At 40.1% G+C, this 19,905-nt stretch carries 21 protein-coding genes; 7 read left to right on the top strand and 14 right to left on the bottom strand.

What is annotated here, in order from left to right; all coding sequences use genetic code 11:
- Nucleotides 1-14: 14 nt before the first annotated feature.
- From BBP83_RS03660 to hflX, 6 genes are all read right to left on the bottom strand, one after another.
- On the bottom strand, nucleotides 15-467 hold the full coding sequence (locus BBP83_RS03660) for a DUF2147 domain-containing protein (RefSeq protein ID WP_068886063.1): 453 nt from the start codon (nucleotides 465-467) through the stop codon (nucleotides 15-17).
- Nucleotides 468-520: 53 nt separating this feature from the next.
- Nucleotides 521-970 (bottom strand): DUF2147 domain-containing protein, encoded by a 450-nt coding sequence (locus BBP83_RS03655; RefSeq protein ID WP_068886062.1) that lies wholly within the window; start codon nucleotides 968-970, stop codon nucleotides 521-523.
- 146 nt (nucleotides 971-1,116) lie between these two features.
- Nucleotides 1,117-1,563 (bottom strand): DUF2147 domain-containing protein, encoded by a 447-nt coding sequence (locus BBP83_RS03650; RefSeq protein ID WP_068886061.1) that lies wholly within the window; start codon nucleotides 1,561-1,563, stop codon nucleotides 1,117-1,119.
- 140 nt (nucleotides 1,564-1,703) lie between these two features.
- The gene (locus tag BBP83_RS03645; protein ID WP_068886060.1) at nucleotides 1,704-2,378 is read right to left on the bottom strand and encodes an LrgB family protein; all 675 of its coding nucleotides are present in this window, start codon (nucleotides 2,376-2,378) and stop codon (nucleotides 1,704-1,706) included.
- A 9-nt stretch (nucleotides 2,379-2,387) separates the two neighbouring features.
- Nucleotides 2,388-2,759, bottom strand: a complete 372-nt coding sequence (locus BBP83_RS03640) for a hypothetical protein (RefSeq protein ID WP_068886059.1) — start codon at nucleotides 2,757-2,759, stop codon at nucleotides 2,388-2,390.
- A gap of 43 nt (nucleotides 2,760-2,802) precedes the next feature.
- Nucleotides 2,803-4,134 (bottom strand): ribosome rescue GTPase HflX, encoded by a 1,332-nt coding sequence (hflX, locus tag BBP83_RS03635; protein ID WP_068886058.1) that lies wholly within the window; start codon nucleotides 4,132-4,134, stop codon nucleotides 2,803-2,805.
- A gap of 374 nt (nucleotides 4,135-4,508) precedes the next feature.
- On the opposite strand from hflX, the gene BBP83_RS03630 reads away from it, so the two are divergent.
- Nucleotides 4,509-5,327 carry a lysophospholipid acyltransferase family protein gene (locus BBP83_RS03630; protein WP_068886057.1) on the top strand — a complete coding sequence of 273 codons (819 nt, stop codon included), beginning with the start codon at nucleotides 4,509-4,511 and terminating at the stop codon, nucleotides 5,325-5,327.
- A 22-nt stretch (nucleotides 5,328-5,349) separates the two neighbouring features.
- Here the strand turns inward: BBP83_RS03630 and BBP83_RS03625 are convergent, their stop codons facing one another.
- Nucleotides 5,350-6,906, bottom strand: a complete 1,557-nt coding sequence (locus tag BBP83_RS03625; RefSeq protein WP_415502434.1) for a phospholipase D family protein — start codon at nucleotides 6,904-6,906, stop codon at nucleotides 5,350-5,352.
- Nucleotides 6,907-7,090: 184 nt separating this feature from the next.
- Between BBP83_RS03625 and BBP83_RS03620 the strand changes: the two genes are divergently transcribed.
- Both BBP83_RS03620 and BBP83_RS03615 read left to right on the top strand, forming a co-directional pair.
- On the top strand, nucleotides 7,091-8,101 hold the full coding sequence (locus BBP83_RS03620; protein WP_068886055.1) for a metallophosphoesterase: 1,011 nt from the start codon (nucleotides 7,091-7,093) through the stop codon (nucleotides 8,099-8,101).
- 163 nt (nucleotides 8,102-8,264) lie between these two features.
- Nucleotides 8,265-8,612: a hypothetical protein gene (locus tag BBP83_RS03615; protein WP_068886054.1), complete on the top strand. Its 348-nt coding sequence runs from the start codon at nucleotides 8,265-8,267 to the stop codon at nucleotides 8,610-8,612.
- A 78-nt stretch (nucleotides 8,613-8,690) separates the two neighbouring features.
- On the opposite strand, the gene BBP83_RS03610 is transcribed toward BBP83_RS03615, so the two are convergent.
- Nucleotides 8,691-10,004 carry an MFS transporter gene (locus tag BBP83_RS03610; protein ID WP_068886053.1) on the bottom strand — a complete coding sequence of 438 codons (1,314 nt, stop codon included), beginning with the start codon at nucleotides 10,002-10,004 and terminating at the stop codon, nucleotides 8,691-8,693.
- Between the two features lie 142 nt (nucleotides 10,005-10,146).
- Nucleotides 10,147-10,794, bottom strand: coding sequence for a PAQR family membrane homeostasis protein TrhA (gene trhA, locus BBP83_RS03605; RefSeq protein WP_068886052.1), 648 nt, complete (start codon nucleotides 10,792-10,794; stop codon nucleotides 10,147-10,149).
- Between the two features lie 102 nt (nucleotides 10,795-10,896).
- Between trhA and BBP83_RS03600 the strand changes: the two genes are divergently transcribed.
- Both BBP83_RS03600 and BBP83_RS03595 read left to right on the top strand, forming a co-directional pair.
- Entirely contained in the window at nucleotides 10,897-12,117 is a 1,221-nt protein-coding gene (locus BBP83_RS03600) for a class I SAM-dependent methyltransferase (RefSeq protein ID WP_068886051.1), read from the top strand.
- Nucleotides 12,118-12,125: 8 nt separating this feature from the next.
- Nucleotides 12,126-12,554 (top strand): GNAT family N-acetyltransferase, encoded by a 429-nt coding sequence (locus BBP83_RS03595; RefSeq protein WP_068886077.1) that lies wholly within the window; start codon nucleotides 12,126-12,128, stop codon nucleotides 12,552-12,554.
- Nucleotides 12,555-12,644: 90 nt separating this feature from the next.
- Here BBP83_RS03595 and BBP83_RS03590 read toward each other — a convergent pair whose 3' ends face one another.
- Both BBP83_RS03590 and BBP83_RS03585 read right to left on the bottom strand, forming a co-directional pair.
- Complete coding sequence (locus BBP83_RS03590; RefSeq protein ID WP_068886050.1) at nucleotides 12,645-12,980, bottom strand: hypothetical protein; 336 nt, start codon at nucleotides 12,978-12,980, stop codon at nucleotides 12,645-12,647.
- Between the two features lie 126 nt (nucleotides 12,981-13,106).
- Nucleotides 13,107-13,739, bottom strand: a complete 633-nt coding sequence (locus BBP83_RS03585; RefSeq protein WP_068886049.1) for a LysE family translocator — start codon at nucleotides 13,737-13,739, stop codon at nucleotides 13,107-13,109.
- Nucleotides 13,740-13,877: 138 nt separating this feature from the next.
- Between BBP83_RS03585 and BBP83_RS03580 the strand changes: the two genes are divergently transcribed.
- Nucleotides 13,878-14,348: an Lrp/AsnC family transcriptional regulator gene (locus tag BBP83_RS03580; RefSeq protein ID WP_068886048.1), complete on the top strand. Its 471-nt coding sequence runs from the start codon at nucleotides 13,878-13,880 to the stop codon at nucleotides 14,346-14,348.
- A gap of 67 nt (nucleotides 14,349-14,415) precedes the next feature.
- Here BBP83_RS03580 and BBP83_RS03575 read toward each other — a convergent pair whose 3' ends face one another.
- Entirely contained in the window at nucleotides 14,416-16,548 is a 2,133-nt protein-coding gene (locus tag BBP83_RS03575) for a 3-hydroxyacyl-CoA dehydrogenase NAD-binding domain-containing protein (RefSeq protein ID WP_068886047.1), read from the bottom strand.
- Nucleotides 16,549-16,827: 279 nt separating this feature from the next.
- Complete coding sequence (locus BBP83_RS03570; protein ID WP_068886046.1) at nucleotides 16,828-18,033, bottom strand: acetyl-CoA C-acetyltransferase; 1,206 nt, start codon at nucleotides 18,031-18,033, stop codon at nucleotides 16,828-16,830.
- Nucleotides 18,034-18,236: 203 nt separating this feature from the next.
- On the opposite strand from BBP83_RS03570, the gene BBP83_RS03565 reads away from it, so the two are divergent.
- On the top strand, nucleotides 18,237-18,671 hold the full coding sequence (locus tag BBP83_RS03565; protein WP_068886045.1) for an NUDIX hydrolase: 435 nt from the start codon (nucleotides 18,237-18,239) through the stop codon (nucleotides 18,669-18,671).
- 97 nt (nucleotides 18,672-18,768) lie between these two features.
- Here the strand turns inward: BBP83_RS03565 and BBP83_RS03560 are convergent, their stop codons facing one another.
- Nucleotides 18,769-19,779: an AraC family transcriptional regulator gene (locus tag BBP83_RS03560; protein WP_068886044.1), complete on the bottom strand. Its 1,011-nt coding sequence runs from the start codon at nucleotides 19,777-19,779 to the stop codon at nucleotides 18,769-18,771.
- Between the last annotated feature and the right edge of the window lie 126 nt (nucleotides 19,780-19,905).

The following is a 19,905-nucleotide window of genomic DNA, read 5'->3' as shown; positions in this document are numbered from 1 at the left end:
TTTTATACTGAATATTAATCTTGACGGATCCACGTTTGGCTTCGACCTAGGGTTGATATGCCCATATAAGCGCGCAGTGTTAAGCGTTTACCTGTAGCATTTACTTTAATTTTTGCATCATAAACTTTTCCAGCAAGCGGATCGATAATACGGCCTCTTTCATAACTAGTCGTCCCAGTTAAAGGCTTTAGACCTTTTAGGATATCCATACCTAAAATAGGTTGATTCGTATAGGGTGCGGGGCAGTTATTACATGTTTTTTGTGGTGTATAACCCGGGCGTGGGGTAATTTTAATGATTTTTCCCGTATAGGTTCCATTGTCTTCTTGGCGAATTTCAATAATGGCTTTAGGTGAACCAGATTTATCATCAATTTGTTGCCAAATGCCAGATAAACTTTGAGCCAAAGCAGACCCACTAATAACAATTCCGAACAAAAAAAGTGCTAATTTAGTGTATTGTTTCATAAATATTCCTGAGAAATTTTAGCAGTATTTTAAACACTTTTTAGTATAAAAAATTATTCTTGACGAATCCAAGTTTGGGTACGCCCAATGGCTGAAATACCGATATATCCTCTTAACAGTAAGCGCTTTCCATTCGAGGTTTGTTTCGCTTTTAAGTTGTAAATTTTACCAGAAAGCGGATCGAGGATTTTACCGTCATTGTATTTATTTTCGCCATCATATTTTAAACCATTAAAGACTTCTAGGCCCAAAAGTGGTTGATTGGTATAGGGTGGGGGGCAATTGATACATTTTTCTTTTGGTGTATAGCCAGCACGAGGTGTAATTTTTTTAATTTTCCCTGTAAAGCTACCATTGTTGTCTTTTTGAATTTCAATTAATGCTTTGGGTGAACCTGTTTTATCATCAATTTGTTGCCAAATTCCTGTAAGGTCTTGTGCCTGAAGTGTCGCATTTGTAGAAAGTAAACTTATAAAAAATGCCCATATAATTTTTTTTTTCATTTTGTATCTTCCTTTTTTATTCACCGATTCAACCTTTGAATCTCTTTTGTCATATTAGGTAATATTTGACCTTTTCGCAACTGAGCTTATACAAATAGGAAATAACAAAAACAATTGAAATTATTGTTTTTGTTATTGCAGAAATTTTATTCGTGTCGAATCCAAGTTTGGCTACGTCCCAGTGCTGATACACCGACATAGCCACGCAAGGTGAGGCGATTTCCATTCGGACTGAGTTTGGCTTTGGTGCTGTAAACATTGCCACTCAGTGGGTCTAAAATTTTTCCATGTGCATAGTTATTATTCCCCGTGGCTTTTAGTCCAGTCAGTACATCTAGGCCCAAAATAGGTTTGTTGTTATAAGGTGCAGGGCACTTAATGCATATTTCCTTTGCTGTATAACCAGGGCGTGGAGTAACTTTAGTAATTTTAGCAGTATAGGTTCCATTTGATTCTTGGCGAATCTCTAAAATGGCTTTAGATGAGCCTGTCTTGTCATCAATATTTTTCCATAAGCCAGTAATGTTCTCGGCAAAGGCAAAACTTGAACATGTGGTCATCAGTAAAGCAGAAATTAGTTGAAATTTCCTCATCAAAACTGTCCTTTTAAAGTATGAAAAAACTATTGCTTAATCATATGATTGTTTTTTATGCAAAACAATCATATCAGAGTAATTACTCAGTTATATGGGTATTTAATGTTCAAAAACAATCATATGGAGGTGGTTTTTGGTTATATTTTCTGTAGAAAAAAGATAAATGAAGGTAACCAGATTGCTGTAAAGACGGCATTAACGGCCATTCCAAAGGCTGCATAGCGCCCAGCGACGCTACCACGTTGCCATGCTTGGGCTGTGCCAATGGCATGAGCTGCCAGACCTAAAGCGAGCCCAGATGCACGCTCATCATTGATGTGGCGTAAAATGAGAGGGGAAAAGGCTGCACCAATTACCCCTGATAAAATGACAATTAAAATAACCAAAGGAATTGGTGAGTGCAGTAAAGTTGCAATATTAATAGCAATAGGGGTGGTCACCGCTCGCGTTGCAAAAGCCATAATTGTAGGGTCTGATAGGTGCAACAGATAAGCTAGACCCATTGGTAATCCCACCGCACTAATACTGGCAAAGACCAAAATGCCTCCGACAGCTTTTAATGGTAAATCGTCATAACGCATGGCGGCTAATGGAATAGCTAAGGCCACCGTGACATAGCCCAGTAGATTGTTAAAGAGCGGATTGACCTGTGCCATATAGCGTTCATAAGGAATGCCAAAGATGTACAACATGCCAATAACAAAAAACATACCAATCACAATCACTGGAATTTGAGGCAGTTTTTGATTGATAGGTTTTGCTAAAAGGTAGGCGACTAGCGTCAGAAAAAATCCGTAGAATATTGCGAGCATGATTTTCTCCTAAAGCCACTTTTTAGACATTTTTGCGTAAACCCACAGCGGGATTAAAGTACTAATGAAGAGCACGACCAAGAAAATGGGCATTTCTTCACCCAGATGCTTGAGCATTAACAGTGAGCCTGCACTAATGGGCAAAAATGCAAAGGCGCTTTCCTTCATAATTTTATTATTGGTATCGACTAAACGTACCGAAATTTTATTGAATTTTCGCCAAAGAGAAAGCACGATGAGCAAGCTGATGAGCCCGACCAAGTTGCCTAATTCAGGGTGATTAAATTGCCCCATCAACCATACTGAAGCTTCGCGGAATATGATGATGAGAGCAATTGTACCTGCCCATGCTTTCCAGTCGAGCGTCTTGATCCAGTCCATTTTGATCTATCATTAAAATTTTACTTATCACGTTTTAACCGATTTAGTCCTTAATTTCAAACTCTTCCAGTGTTTTTTGAAATAGACTGGCGCGTTCACCTAAAAGTTCTTCTATTGGCAAATGTGCTTGTTTAATCAGTTGCTCAAGCTTAGAAGGCGCCATAATGACGTGTAAATGAAGATTACCTTGATCATCATAATTTTCTGATTGAATGACATTGAGTTCATAAAATTGGTTGCGTAATTTTCCATACGCAGGTTTTAAACAAACTTCAAAGCTTTGAATATTGCCCATCAGACACTCGTGTACAGCTTGGCGCAACAAATCTAAGCCTTGCTGGGTATGTGCGGAAACATAGACACGGTCTGGTTGATGTTGCGCTTTATAAATAATTTTAGCCTGTTCGCCTGAGCTATCAATTTTGTTATAAACCCGAAGGATAGGAACATCTGCGCCAATTTCTGTAAGCACTTTTTCTACAGCTTCAATCTGTTCCAGCATATCTGGGCTACTAGAATCAATGACATGTAAAAGTAGATTGGCTTCAACGGTTTCTTCTAAAGTGGCTTTAAACGACTCTACTAAGGAATGCGATAAATTACGTACAAAGCCAACGGTATCGGCTAAAACTAAATTGCCAATACCATCCCAATTTAAGCGACGCAGTGTTGGATCGAGCGTTGCAAATAATTGATTAGCCGCATACACATTGCTATTGGCTAAAATATTAAATAACGTCGATTTTCCGGCATTGGTATAGCCGACTAAGGATACCGTTGGAACGGCGGCTTTTTGACGCGCAACACGACCTTGCATACGGGTTTGTCGAACTTTTTCAATTTTGGCTTTCAGTTGCCCCATACGAATACGTAAAAGACGACGGTCAGTTTCCAACATGGTCTCACCTGGCCCGCGTAAGCCAATCCCGCCTTTTTGGCTATCCAATGTGCCATGACTACGAATTAGCCGTGATGACATATGTTGTAACTGAGCTAATTCGACTTGTAGCTTGCCTTCGTAGGTACGTGCACGTTGTGCAAAAATATCTAAAATGAGCTCGGTGCGGTCCACCACACGACAATGAATAATGTTTTCTAAATTACGTGCTTGCGCAGGAGTAAGGGCATGATCCAAAATGACCAAATCAGCTTCAAGCTCTTCTGCCAATGTCGCAATTTCTTCTGCTTTTCCTGAGCCGATAAACAGTTTTGCGTCTGGTTTGATGCGTTGCACATGAAGATGCTCAAGAATGACCGCTCCTGCAGATTGAGCAAGTAAATTGAATTCTTCGGCATCTAAATCTTCCAGCATTTGCACTGCAACACTGACCAAGATAACGCGCTCACCACCGTGCTGTTTATTGAAATCATCCACTCAGCAAAAACTCCTCTTTAAAGTTCTATTCTAGGTGAAAATAAGCCAGAGCGGGGGATTGCTGAATTTAAATTGTATAGGGAAATGTCAGGGCAAAAATCATCATCATGACAATGTATAAAATAGATCAGCAGGTAACATTTTAAGCGGTTTTGGATTGAATGCGCTCTATGTCGCTGTTCTTGAAAATTTATGCTGAATATTTCATCTAATAGCGCGATAAATAGATGATAATTTATTTTGATACTCGATTGAAATGAGGGCAAAAAATTGAGGTCTTCGGTTTTTATGATCAATGTAAAATGCCTAATTTCAGTATAGTATGATAAAAATAAAGCTCAGAAATTATAATTCTTGTGATTAGTGATCCGTCTATGAATGAACCTGTAAAACCGAAATCATCCCGTTTAAAAGGGTTTTCTCGATTTGCGTTATATGTCAGAAAAATTGTGGCTTCTATTGGCGCGATAACGCAAGGGTTCTATTTGGTTTATCGTTATCAGTTATATAAAGACCCGAATAATCCAATAAATACACGTTATGTGCAATATTTTTGCCGTCGGTTGTGTAAAGTTTTTAATATTGAAATTCAGGTACATGGTGAAATTCCACGTACGCCTGCGCTGTGGGTCAGTAATCATATTTCATGGTTAGATGTAGCCGTATTAGGGTCGGGCGCTCGGGTATTTTTCTTGGCAAAAGCTGAAATTGAAAAATGGCCTTTGTTAGGGAAACTTGCGAAAGGGGGCGGTACTTTATTTATTAAACGTGGTTCTGGCGACTCGGTTAAAATTCGTGAACAAATGACTGAATTTTTAAAGCAAGACAGCCCCGTTTTATTTTTTCCAGAAGCAACCACATCCGATGGGACGCGTATTAAAAAAGTCCATGGTCGTTTGTTAGGCGCTGCCATAGAAGCCCAACGTCCTGTACAAGTGTGCTTAATTTGTTATGTGAACCAACAGGGTGAATTAGATACGGTAGCGCCCTTTATTGGTGACACTACTTTTGCAAAACATGTACAAAATGTATTGGAAATGCCAAATGTGATAGCACATTTAATGGCATTACCCGCAATTGATTCTACAGGGCATAGCGTAGAGAGCTTAACCGAAGAAGTGCAGTCCAAAATGATTGAGGGTTTAGCCCAACTGCAGGCGAAGGTCTTGAAACACCCTGTTCAGTTAGACTGACAGCACAAATGCATTGAAGGTTTCACATAAAACCTTCAATGGGCAACCAAGAAATCATTTTCATCCCTGTGCGTTGCCACCATTTCATTTTAGGCTCTTTGTGATAGATCCGTGTTTTACCGTTATCGAGTTGAATTTTCCAGTTCATTCGTTGATTGGCATCTAACACTAATTTGTAGGCATATTTACTGAGGTTTTCATCCATTGTGTGATGAACGGCGCGTGCCAAAGATGGACTATTTAACAGGACGCCAATTTCAGTATTTAAATAGGCTGAACGTGGGTCAAAATTGAATGAGCCAATAAAAACCTGTTTTTCATCTAAGGCCATAAGTTTTGCATGCAGACTTGAACGGCTTAATCCTTTCATACTGACCTTGGCTTTTTTGGCCAATTCATCGGTATTAATATTTAAATTTTCTACATTTGGATTGAATAAAAATTCATACAGTTGTACATCATTTTCTAATAAGTCTTGGCGGTATTTGCCATAAAATGCGTGTACAACGGGTACATCATTGGCTTTGAATGAGTTAGTCAGCACGCGAACTTTAACGCCATTTTCTGCCAATTGCGCCAGTTTTTTTGTTCCTTCTTTTTCGGGTACGAAATAAGCCGACACAATATCTACACTTTGTTCTGGGGTGTTTAAGTGTTTGATTAACTGAAAATTTAAATGTTCTTCTTTTTTGGCTTTGGCTTTAATTTTACTGGGTGAGTCTTTCACAATTTCGGCTTTGACCCAATCAAATTGAATACGGTGATTCAACCAATTTTCAAAGGCATGAGAACGATTGGCTAAGTCTAAATAATTTTGTACTGTAACTTCTTGATTGTACTGTTCCAGTTGTTGTTTCAACCCATCAAAACGTAATGTGTAATGGCGTGGGTTGACCAATTGTTTGACTGGAAAAGCATAATCATCATTCCAATACTCATCAAAAGAATGAATGATTTCATCGGAAGCCGCACCGACTAACATCACATCGACATCAGAAAATTGATAGTTGTCACTGACATTATAATATTGGTTACTCATATTGCGTCCGCCAATCAATGCAATCTGATTGTCCGCAATAAAGCTTTTGTTATGCATTCGTCGGTTAATCCGTTTTAAATCCAGTACCATGTCCATGGCACGGTAGTGTCGAAAACGGTAGGGGTTATACAGTTTAACTTCTATATTGCTATGTTGATTAAGCGCCAGATAAATTCCTTCCATATGTTTAGAATTATTATCGTCAATCAATAAACGGACTTTTACCCCGCGGTCGGCAGCTTGAATAATGGCGTGTAATGCCATCGCGCCAATTTTGTCATTGTCCCAAATATAGTATTGTAAATCTAAAGATTTTTCGGCTTTATTGATGAGTTCTAACCGAGCTGCAAGGGCTTCCAGCGGATCATACAAGACGTGATATCCTGTTAAACCTGGATTGGCATTGCGCTGTGGAAGCACAATTTTTGCCAACGCTGTTTCTTCTGTGGGAGTACTAAATGCATATTCCATCGGTTGTGGCATTTGTTTAGGCAACGTCGAGCAGGCAGGAATTCCCAAAATTAAGCTACAACTGAGCAGAACCGTCGCCTGCTTTGAGCTTTTGAATGATTTTACAGTGCGAGCAATTTTATATTCTTTACTATTGAGTAAATTCGTCATGCGTACGGAAAATCAGAAAATTAGAATTGAGTATAATTGCCAGCTATGAAAAGATAAATATAGAAACGGTGAAATCCGACCGTTCAAATTGTTGAGTATTGGTATGTGGAATCAAAATTCCGTAGTGATTTGTTTTTATATTGGGATGGGCCTGCTTGCTCTTTGGGGGATCTCTCAGGCATGGCTGAGTCAATCTCGCACGGAAACGATTCATCCTTTTAAGGCCTTTGTACACTTGTTGGCTTTCTATCTTTCTTATTTGCTTATTCCATTATTTTTCTTCAGCATTTATGCAGGATGGAGTGGTTATTATTTTTTACATGAAGCTATTTTTGTGTTCATTGTGTCGGGTGTGTTTTGCTATGCGCGCTTTATTGAACCGCATTTAATTCAGGTAAAAACCACACGCTATCAACTGCATGATGATAAAAAAATGCTCAAACCGGTTAAAATTGCATTGGTGGCAGATTTACATATTGGGCTTTTTTCTGGTCATGAACGTCAATTGAACATGATTGTCGACAAGTTAAATAAAGCCAAACCAGATTTGGTGGTTGTTGCTGGTGATTGGACGTATGAGCCAGAAAATAAGTTAGTAGAAGAACTGGCGGTACTAAAAAAAATTCATGCACCGGTTTATTCGGTAAATGGCAATCATGATGAGCAATATCCAGGGCCACCGATTCAGCAGTTGTTACGCCATGCTTTAGAAGTCAATGATGTTATGGATATTGAAGGGCAAGTCGTCGAATTTAATGAGTTTAGGCTCATTGGAATTGGTGATTTATGGGCAGGGAAAGCCGATATGCGTTTTATGCCACAACTGACACAAGACAAACCGTGGATCATTTTATCGCATAACCCAGATACAGTGGATATGGTTCCTAAACTGCCAACGCGCCCCCTGATGTTGTCTGGGCATACGCATGGTGGACAGGTGGAATTACCGTGGTTAACCGATTATGTGATGAAAAAAGTGTCAATTTTAGGACATAAAAAAGGATTGTATCAGCATGAAAATGCCGATGTTTTTGTGACGGTAGGAACAGGAATGGTCGGTGTGCCTTTTCGTTTTAGAGTCCCACCTACCATTGATATTATTGAATTAGTTTAAAAATAAAGTGCTTGTTATTTATGCGATTAAGGCATTATATTAAAGCTGTTAAAACCTGAAGTTGAAAGCAGTGGCACATTCACATTTTATTGAACGTGTGTATTTGTCGGTTTTAAAGCACAGCCTGAATACCTTGTATGGCGAAGAATAAGAGAAGAAATATATGTCAGAATTTCATAAAGAAGTGGGAACGTTATTTGGGCTCTCTGAGCAGCAGTCTGAGCGACTGGAGCAGGGATTGAATCAGCTAGAGCAGGAATTTGCTGTCGCGTCTAATGTAGAAGACCACACTTTTTCAGCAGATTATTATCAGAAATTTACACAGTTGGTCATGCAAAGTGGTTTGACTGAAGACGATATTGAACCCTTGGTGAATGTCTTATATTTCAGTGATGATCATCAGCAAGTGGCGACCTATATTGTGCCAAGTTATTATAATTCAGGTGGCGATAGAGCCGTTTTCTCCGATACTTATCAGCTCATGATGGAAGAGTTACAGCAGTCGATGTAAGTTGCTTTGAGGATGGGTGCTTATAAAAAAAAGCTGGCGCATGAAGCGCCAGCTTTTTTTTATGGTGTTAAAAGGATTTTAGATTTGGTTGTTTACATCATCATTTTTGGTTTCACGAATCATCAAGAAAGCAATGAGTGACAGAAGAGATGCAGCTGTTAAATAATAACCGACAGCATACAGGCCGTATTCAGTGGCGAGTTTGGTTGCAATTAATGGCGCAAATGATGCACCAAAGATACCTGCTAAGTTAAAGGTTAAAGCCGACCCTGTGTAGCGTACTGAGATGGGGAAGATTTCAGAAAGTACAGTACCAATAGGTCCGTATGTTAAACCCATAATGGCAAGACCCGTACACAAGAATAGGAACACCACAATGGTGTTACCAGATTCAAGCATTGTTGAGAATACTAAGCCAAATAATGCAGAAAGAATACATACCGCAATGGACGTAGTTTTACGACCAAATTTTTCAGCCAAAATGGCAGAAAGTGGAATAAACGCTGCAAAGCAGAATGTTGCAAGTAATTGCAGTTTTAAGAATTCAGCGCGGGTATAACCCAGTTTGGTGGTTCCCCAGTTCAAAGCAAAAACCGTGGTTAAATAGAACACCACGAAGGTACAAATAGCTGCAATTGTACCTAGAATTAGCATCCCCCAATGTTTGGTCATGACTTCTTTAAATGGGATATTGACTTCTTTTTGCTTGTCTAAGACTTTCTGGAACGCAGGTGTTTCATGAAGTTTTAGACGAATCCATAAACCGACAATCACTAAGAGTGAACTTGCAATGAATGGAATGCGCCAGCCCCATTGCATAAAGTCTTGTTCAGACATGAATGCACCTAAGCTCAAGAATGAACCTGTGGCTAAAATAAAACCAATGGGTGCGCCCAATTGTGGGAACATGCCATACCAAGCACGTTTGCCTTCAGGGGCATTCTCAGTTGCAAGCAGTACCGCACCCGACCATTCGCCACCTAAGCCTAAACCTTGGCCTAAACGACACAGGGCGAGCAATAACGGCGCTGCAATTCCAATTTGTGCATAAGTTGGAAGTAAGCCAATACATACGGTAGAAACACCCATGGTTAGCAAAGCAGCGACTAAAGTGGCTTTACGTCCAATTCGGTCGCCTAAATGGCCAAACAATGCCGCACCAATAGGGCGAGCAATAAAGGCAATGGCGAAAGTCGCTAAAGATTGAATGGTTGCCGTGGTTGGATCTGTACTTGCAGGGAAGAACAAATACGGGAAGATTAGTACTGCAGCTGTTGCATAAATATAAAAATCGAAAAATTCGATTGTTGTACCGACAAGGCTGGCTGTAAGTACGCGGAATTTTGAGTTTGTTGCTACTTCTGGTTGTGTAGCAGAATTTGTTGACGCCATGATGAACCTTACACTTACTAAAAATAAAAAAGCTTAGTTTTAAAAGCGCAATCCTTTTAAAAAAGGCGTAATTTCTTAAAAAAATAACAGCGATCTTCTCTATTCCACTCGCTCAGGGTCGCTGAAATGCAGAATGAGAGGATTAAATCACGTATAGATAGATGGACAAGAAGTGTGATCCTGCACCTATCAGTACAAAAATATGCCAGATAGCGTGGGTATATCTTACTCTTTTTAATGCATAAAACAATGCGCCGACGGTGTAAGAAAGTCCACCAATGATGAGGTAGGTTAAAGCTTGAGCACTTAGAAACTGTTGCATATCATCGATGACTAGTAAGGCTAACCAACCCATTGCTAAATATGCAAATAAAGAAATTTTTTGAAATGAGTTAATGAATATTAACTTGAATAGTGTCCCAATTATCGCAATGATCCATAGGGCAATTAACAAATAATGTGCCTTTTCAGTTGGAATCGCGATCGCCAGAAAGGGCGTATACGTACCTGCTATCAAATAATAGATTGCTGTATGGTCTAACTTTTTATAAAAATAGCGACGGTCGGCTGTGGTTGCCATATGGTATAGCGTGGATGCCGAGAATAACAAAATCATGCTTGCAGCATAAACCCAAAGCCCAAACCATTGTCCTGCGGGCAGGTAAGCGCCTTTTATAATCAATAAAATACCCGCAATAATTGCCAGTACAGCGCCTAAACCATGGCTGAGAAAATTTAAGCGTTCTTCAATGTGGTCATAATTAGGAACAAGTGGAGCGTTGTTAGTCATTTAATGTCGCCCAAGTTAAATATACAACTGTATAGTAATTCAATTTTGCTTTTCGTGTAAGAAGATTTAAACTTCAACAGCAATTCTTTTTAGGTTTTATATATGTCTACCACGGCTTCTTTGTTCCCACAGGAACAGCAATTACTAGATGCGTTTCAGCAAGCCGTTGATACACAGGGTTTTGAGCGTTTAATCCTGAGTCAGTATAAAGGTGAACTTGATCAATTGGAAAAAATAACCTTACGCGTCATTTCTTTGCAAAATGAAAAAGTCATGAGCTGTGTCTACCGTTATAAAACCCAAGATATCACTAAAAATTATCCTTTAAATGAAGCTTTAGCTCAAGTAATAGCGTTACTTCCATTTTGTAAGCAAGCCAATTTATTGACTTTAGATGAAGAATTACAATTAAAAAAGAATAAGAAAAAAGCCATGCTGACCATCAGTAAAAACAAATCTGCAGCGAAACCAGCAGTGGAACAGCAAGGGCATGACCGTGTGAAGCAACGTTATGTCGATCAAGACAGTTTGTTTTTGCAACCACTGGGCATTACCGATGCGCAGTCAAAAATTATTCCGAGCATGGCCCGAAAGTGGAAACAGATTAATAAATTTGTCGAAATTTGCGCGGGGGCTTTAGGGCAAATTTCAAATGAAAATCAGCCTCTGCACGTGGTCGACTTTGGCTCTGGTAAAGGCTATTTAACCTTTGCTTTATATGATTATTTGGCTAAAAATTTACAAGTTCCTTTTGTAACGGGTGTCGAGCTGAACCCGAAAATGGTGGAATTTTGTCAGCAGGTCGCAACTGAAGCAAACTTCAATCAGTTGGACTTCTTTCAAGGCGATGTGCGTACCTATAACCCAGAACAGTTAGATGTGATGATTGCGCTACATGCCTGTGATGTTGCCACTGATTTTGCAATTCACACAGGTATTCGGTTAAATGCACAGATGATTATGTGCGCGCCGTGTTGTCACAAAGAGTTGCGCCCACAATTACAAAGTCCAAAGGTACTGGCACCGATGTTGCAATTTGGTATTCATGCAGGTCAGCAAGCAGAAATGCTCACCGACACCATTCGCGCACTTTTACTGAAAGCCTATGGCTATGAAACCAAAGTTTTTGAATTTGTGGCGTTGGAACATACCAGTAAAAACAAAATGATTTTGGCTATAAAACGTAAAGATGTACAAGCGCCAGACCCTGAAGTATTGGCACAAATTCAAGCATTGAAAGAAATGTATGGTATTCAAAAACACTCCTTGGAGTTGCTCATGAATAATCAATGGGATCAGCAGGATATAGGCTGCAAATGTTAAGTAAAAAGATGACTGATTTTAAAATTATTTCGGGTACTTGGCAGGAATTACAGTCCAATGCCATGACAATTCGTGAGCAGGTCTTTATTCAGGAACAGCAAATTGCACCCGAAGATGAATGGGATGATGAAGATGCGATTTCGTTGCATTTTATTGTTTTAGATCATGATCAGCCGATTGCAACGGCACGTTTATTACAAAATAACAGTGTCGGCCGTGTAGCGGTATTAAAAACATATCGTGGGTATGGCGTGGGTAAATTACTCATGCTTGAAATCATTCAGCAAGCCAAACTGCAAGGTCGTGAATTTTTAAAATTGTCTTCTCAGGTACATGCTATTGCATTTTATGCAGGCTTGGGTTTTGTGGTAGAAGGTGCTGAATATTTAGATTGTGGCATTGCGCATATTGATATGCGTCTATGCTCTAACGGATGATCGTGAGTGCTAGTCGCAACCTCATTTGCGTGACTATTATTGGTATAAAAAAGCCCTAATTGAAATTAGGGCTTTTTTATCTCGTTCACTTTAATGACTTTGCTCAGTGCCTGTTGCAGGCTCATGTTGCATATCATTCATATGAGCATGTTCTTCTTTACTCATATTCATTTGTGTAGCTGTATTTGCTGACTCACGTGCTTCTTTTTGCTTTTGCGCTTCGGCTAAATCTGCTTGAGACATTGCAGGTGCATTTTTAAAAGCATGTTGTTGGGTATTTTCTTTTTTCTGCTGACTAGGCATATAGTCAGGTTCATTGCTCATTGCAAGCCAGAAAAAGCCCATAAACAGTGCGCCTAAAATACAGGCAATAATTAGTCCTTTCCAACCCCAAAATGATTTTTCAGGAGAACTTGAATCGGTCATGGTGGATTCCAATAGTGAAAGAATCAAAGATGGGCAATGTTATAACATGAAAAATAATCAAAATGGCCACCTTTCTGTAAATCCCTAAATTTTCAAAGACTTTAAATTTGAAAATAGGATGGAGGTCTAAATGAATTGAAATATTTCGATAGACATTAAGCTGAGTGCAAAACCAGCCATGATGAGTGCAGAGAATTTTCGTAGAAAAAGCTGAAATTGCGGTTGTTTGATGCGTTGTTGCATTTGGATGGCACTGAAAATATATAAGCCACCCACAGCGCCTAGAGTCAGTATGGTCATGGATAAAATAATCAATAACATTGGAGTAGGGATGATTGTAGAGCCAAAAATAGAGGGAACCAAGGCCAGATAAAATGAAATGGTTTTGGGGTTGCTTAATGTAATAAGCAAGCCATCGAGGTAGTCTGTATGTTGGGGTTGTACAAAAGGGCTTGGTTCGGAATGAGTAGAGTTTGCAATCCAAAAGCAGTACGCCAAATACAACAGATATAGGCATGCGACGCAAATCAGTACCGATATAAACTCAGGGGCGAACAATTGATTGACCCAGTGCATTCCAAAAATAGCCAGTAAGAGAAAAATTAAATCTCCAGTAATTAATCCCATTAACATGATTAGGCTGTGCCATGTGCTTTTTGTGAGGGTTTTAAACATCAAACCAGTCATGCCAGGTCCTGGAATTAAGGCTGCAGTCGCTAAGGTAATTGCATAACTGCTTAGCAGAGCAATGCTGTTCATCGTGAAATTCCATGTTGAATATGGAATTTATTGTTGAATAATTTACAAGGTTAGACTGGTCTATTTATTCCCTAAAATATATAAAATAGGGTATAAAATTATGAATAATTGCTAAAATTAGATGAAATATACCTAGATATGAAAATCGACCTCACTGATGAAAAAATTCTTAAAATTTTGCAACTAGATTCAAGAACCACCAATCAGCAATTGTCTGAACAGATTGGCATGTCTGCATCACCGTGTTGGCGAAGAGTAAAACGACTGGAAGATGACCAAGTCATTCGAGGGTATGGCGTATTATTGGATCGTAAAAAATTAGGTTTGGGGGTGATGGTTTTTATCCGAGTTTCTATTGACAGTCATAGTGAAGCTGAAGCACGAAAATTTGAAGAAAAAGTTGCGGAACTGGACAATGTTGTAGCGTGCTATAGCGTCGGCGGCGATGCTGATTTTTTATTGCAGGTGGTTTCACCAGATTTAGATACTTATGCTGAATTTTCGATGTCTATTATTCGTAGGCTTCCGGGAATTAAGGAAATGCAAAGTATATTTGTTTTAAAAGAAATCAAAGCCTTTAAAGGCTTTCCTGTATCTAAAAATGTTTAAAATAAATGAGATATAAAAAAGAGATCATCAGATCTCTTTTTTATTTACTGTGAGTGAGAGGGAAAATTTAGTCAATTTTACCGTGTGGGATTTTATCTATCAGCAATTGTGGTGCTTTAAAACGTGCGCCGTATTTGGCTTCAAGTACATTGGCACGAAGTAAGGCTTTTTCTAAACCATATTGATTGAGAAACTGCAACGCACCACCCGTCCAAGGTGCAAAACCAATACCAAAAATAGAACCGACATTGGCATCGACCACGGATTCTAAAACACCCTCTTCAAAACAGCGCAAAGTATCCAAAGATTGCACAAATAAGAAACGGTCAATCATTTCCTGTTCTGAAATTTCCGTGTCTTTTTTCCAGTGGCTTAAACCATCCCATAAATGTTTTTTGCCATTTTCAGGGTAGTCATAGAAACCAGCACCCGTGGCTTTACCTTTACGTTGAAATTGATGAATCATGGTTTCAATCACATTATCTGCACCTGAGCGTGGTAAGTCTTTGCCTTCAGCTTGTAGGGCTTTACGGGTCTCATTTGCTACATGTTCAGATAAGGTTAGAGACACTTCATCCTGAATGGCAAGTGGCCCTACAGGCATACCTGCTTTAAGGGCAGCCATTTCAATTTTGGCAGGATGCACACCTTCTGCAAGTAAACGTAAGCCTTCTTGTACAAAAGTACCAAATACGCGACTGGTAAAGAACCCACGACTGTCATTGACTACAATTGGTGTTTTGCCAATTTGCTGTACATAGTCATAGGCTTTGGCTAATGTTTCGGCTGAGGTGTTTTTGCCTTTAATAATTTCAACCAGTTGCATTTTATCGACAGGGCTAAAGAAATGTAGACCAATAAAATGGCTCGCGTCTTTAGAGGCTTTGGCCAGTCCTGTAATCGGCAGGGTTGAGGTATTGGAAGCCATAATACCGTCATCGACCAAATAGCTTTCTGCTTCTTGGGTGACTTTGGCTTTCAGTTCTGGATTTTCAAAAACTGCTTCAATGATTAAATCACAGCCTTTTAAGTCCTCAGCAGATGCGGTTGCTGCAATTAACGCTAAAATTTGCTCACATTTTTCCGCAGTCAGTCGTCCTTGGGAGACTTTTTTATCCAGTAATTTTTGGCTATAAGCTTTACCTTTTTCTGCATTTTCCAGCGTCACATCTTTGAGTACAACTTGAATGCCTTTACTTGCCGTTGCATAGGCAATTCCTGCGCCCATCATGCCTGCACCAAGCACACCGACTTTTGTTGCTTTCCATTTTGCAATATCTTGGGGACGGCTTGCACCAGATTTAATCGCATTTAATCCGTGCCAGAAGGTGCCAATCATATTTTTGGAAATTTGACCCGTGGCAAGGTAAGTAAAATAACGTGATTCTATGGTCAGTGCGGTATCGACATCGACCTGAGCACCTTCCACAGCTGCTGCCATAATGGCTTCAGGCGCAGGGTAACAACCTTTGGTTTTATCGCGTAGCATGGCAGGGGCAATCGCCAGTATTTGCGCAACAGCAGGTGTAGAGGGCAGGCCACCCGGAAGTTTATAGCCTTTGGCATCAAACGGTTGTTGCGATATTGGATTGGCTTTGACCCAAGCAATGGCTTTATCTAAAAGTTCTTGTTCATTTTCAGCCGTGTCATGCACTAAGCCGAGTGATTTGGCTTTATCAACACCAAACTGCTTGCCTTCCATCAAGAATGGAAAAGCATTTTGTAGACCGAGTAGGCGCACCATACGCACCACACCACCGCCACCCGGCAGTAAACCTAAAGTCACTTCAGGTAAGCCAAATTTGGCTTGAGCATTGTTTAGGGCAATACGATGATGGCAACCTAAAGCCAGTTCCCAACCGCCACCCAGCGCTGTACCATTTAAGGCTGCAACCACAGGAATCCCACGCGTTTCGATATAACGCAGTTTGGCTTTCATTTCTTCAATCATGTGGAAGAATGTTGTGGCATGACCTGGTTCTGCTTGAATCAGTTCATCAAGGTCACCACCTGCAAAAAAGGTTTTTTTCGCTGAACGGAAAATAATGCCCGAAATTTCGGCATCGGCTTGTAGCTTGGAAACAATATCTTCCAGTGCCACACGGAAATCAGCGTTCATGGTGTTGGCAGATTGGTTGGGAGAATCTAACGTTAAAATGACAATATTATCGGCATTTTTTTCATATTGAATTGCGCTCATAAATTTTTATCCAAATGTTTTTAGAATGAATTTGGTATTGGCAATCGCTGCTTAATTTCAAAATTACTTATTGCAGCGGAGTCTTTCCAATTTCCATTTAATATCGGGCTTAACCTTCGGTTCGACCTACTTTTGTTTCGGCAAAAGTAGGCAAAACCATTGTCATACGCAAAACCTGTTAAATTTCTGCATTCATCCAATTATTCGCAGAAACATGATTCTCATAATTTGGGTAGGTTGCGTATGACCAACGTGTATCAAATATCTATGAGAAAGGGGTTATACCAACTCAATAATGGTTGCGATACCCATACCACCGCCCACACACAAGGTTGCAAGGCCACGTTTTTTGCCTTGGCGTTCTAACTCATCTAGCAATGTACCTAAAATCATTGCGCCCGTCGCACCAAGGGGATGTCCCATTGCAATCGCACCGCCATTGACATTGACTTTGGCAGGATCAACCTTAAGTTCTGTGATGAAACGCATGACCACGGCAGCAAAGGCTTCATTGACTTCAAACAGGTCAATATCATCAATCGTTAAGCCTGCTTTGGCTAAAGCTTTGCGTGCAGCAGGTGCAGGGCCTGTCAACATGATGGTCGGGTCAGTACCAACCAATGCCGTTGCCAAGACTTTGGCACGTGGTTTTAGCCCTTGTTCTTTAACTGCTTTTTCAGAAGCCAGCAAAACGAGTGCAGCACCATCGACAATGCCCGATGAATTGCCTGCATGATGCACATGGTTAATTTGGCCAACTTCTGGATATTTTTGTAGGGCAATGGCATCGAAACCCATTTGTCCCATCATGGTAAAGCTAGGATTGAGTTTGGCTAAACCTTCTGCGGTAGTTGTCGGTTTAATAAATTCATCTTGCGCTAAAATCGTCACGCCTGCTTTGTCTTTCACAGCAATAATCGATTGATTAAAATAACCCTTGGCTTGCGCAGCAGTGGCTTTCTTTTGTGAGTTCTCGGCAAAAGTATCGACATCAGAACGCGTATAACCGTCAATGGTTGCAATTAAATCTGCACCAATGCCTTGGGGAATAAAATCACAAGCCATATTGGTTTCAGGGTCTAGTGCCCACGGGCCACCATCTGAACCCATTGGTACACGTGACATTGACTCTACACCACCTGCAACCACAAGGTCTTCCCATCCTGAACGGACTTTTTGGGCTGCCATATTCACGGCCTCTAAACCCGAAGCACAAAAACGGTTGATTTGCATGCCAGCAACATTATTGTCCCAACCTGCAGCAATGGCAGCAGTTTTGGCAATATCCGAACCCTGATCGCCAATGGGGGTGACGCAACCAATGACAATATCGTCAACTTTAGAGGTATCTAGTTGATGACGGTCTTTGAGTTCATTCAGCAAGGTGGTCAGTAGCGTAATGGGTTTCACTTCATAAAGTGAACCATCTTTTTTCCCTTTGCCACGTGGTGTGCGGATGGCATCAATGATGTAAGCCTCACTCATAGTTTGTCCTTGAATTGCTGTATTAAAATTTTTATGTGCTTTTGAGTGTAATGATTAATTGATGAAGTGCAATGACAAGAACGGCTCAGATCATGTGAGGTTTTTTGCCAAGACAGAGGGGATCAACTTGAGTTTTAATTTTATTTTTTAATTTAAATCTAAAGACTTAATTACAATACGTATTTGGTAATGGGGAGAATCAAATGGGGAATATTCGGGCTAAAGCCGTGTGTTTATTTAGACAGGACGATCGGGTGTTGCTCATGCAGAGCTTTGATCCTGCAAAAAATGAACATTATTTAATGCCAATTGGTGGAGGTATAGAATTTGGAGAGCTTGCAATTGATGCGATTCAGCGTGAAGTGATGGAAGAAATTCAGCAACCCATCTGTAATCTACAGCGCCTGCATATTCTAGAAAATATTTTTACTTTTGATGCCCAACAAGGTCATGAAATTGTTTTTATTTATAGTGCTGATTTTGTCCAGACTGATATTTATCAGATGGAGCAAATCCGAGGGGTGGAAACCAGTGGACTGATTTATTTTGCGACTTGGTATAGCCAAATTCAGCTGGAAAGCTTGGCTTATCCTGTTTATCCAAAGGGAATTGAACCTTTCCTTTTTCAGTCCATCTAATGCATGAGTATAAAAAAGCCCAAGTTTCAGCTTGGGCAATTCAGTTCTACATTCATTTTGCAAAAGTGGATAAGTCAAAACTTATCCACAAATGGTATTAATGATAACCGTGCAACTGACGGTACAGACCCGGTGTAACCCCCGTCCATTTTTTAAATGCACGGTGGAATGTACTAGTTTCACTGAAACCGACTTGTTGTGCAACATCTTCCAAAGTCAGTGCTGGATTCAATAATAAGTGAATGGCTGCATCACGACGTAAGGCGTCTTTGACACCCTGATAGCTTTTGCCTTCAGTCGCTAAGCGACGACGTAAAGTTTGCGGAGACAAATAGAGCATAGACGCCACATCGTTCAATGTTGGCATTTCTTCGCCAATTTGGCTCTTTAATACTTCACGAATACGTGAGGTTAAAGAATTGGTGTTTTTAAACTTCACCAATAACTGAGCAGGGGCTGCTTTTAAGAATTCTTCGAGTGACTCTTCGGTTTGACGAAGTGGTAAATCTAAGTAATCGGCTGCAAAAGTAATTTCTGTACGTGGCATATCAAATTGCATCACAGGTGCAAAAAATAATGCATCATATTCATCGGCATGATCTGGGCGACTGTAGCCAAAATGCACACGTTCTAATGGTAAACGGCGTTCAATTAACCACGATGCTAAACCATGCCAAATCATCAGCATACTTTCAGTAATAAAATGGTCAGGGTCCATATTTTTTGGAATGAGTGGCACCAAGCGCGCTTCGTGCTTATCTCGTTCTAAAGTTACCGACCATTCATCGCCGAATAATTTATAAAACTGTGATGATAGTTCCAGTGCATCACCCAAGGTTTTGGCATGAATGATCAGTTGGCACATGATGGCGAAAGTACCCAAACGACGTGGTTGCGTGTCAAAGCCAACGTGTTCATCTTGAGTCACCATCCACAGCATTTGAATAAAGCGGGTGTATTGTTCTGGTGAAATACGAGCTTTAGGTTGGCGCAGTAATTCTGCCTCAATGCCAACGTGAGACAATAAAGTTTCGACATCCATGCCAAGGCGCTTTACACCAGATAAGGCGGCGTTGACGAAATGGATACTAATCGTATCGCGACTCATGTTAATTCCTTCAGTCTCTTTAATGTTCACTATTGCTTGACCTAAATGACGCTAAAAAATGTGTATATGGCAATTTACAACATAACTTTTACCATTTTTACATGGTAGATTGCCGAAACTATCAAG

Source organism: Acinetobacter celticus (assembly GCF_001707755.1).
Taxonomy (GTDB): Bacteria; Pseudomonadota; Gammaproteobacteria; order Pseudomonadales; family Moraxellaceae; genus Acinetobacter; species Acinetobacter celticus.
The sequence above is the reverse complement of the archived record's forward strand: the minus strand, read 5'-3'. Positions and strand labels throughout refer to the sequence as shown.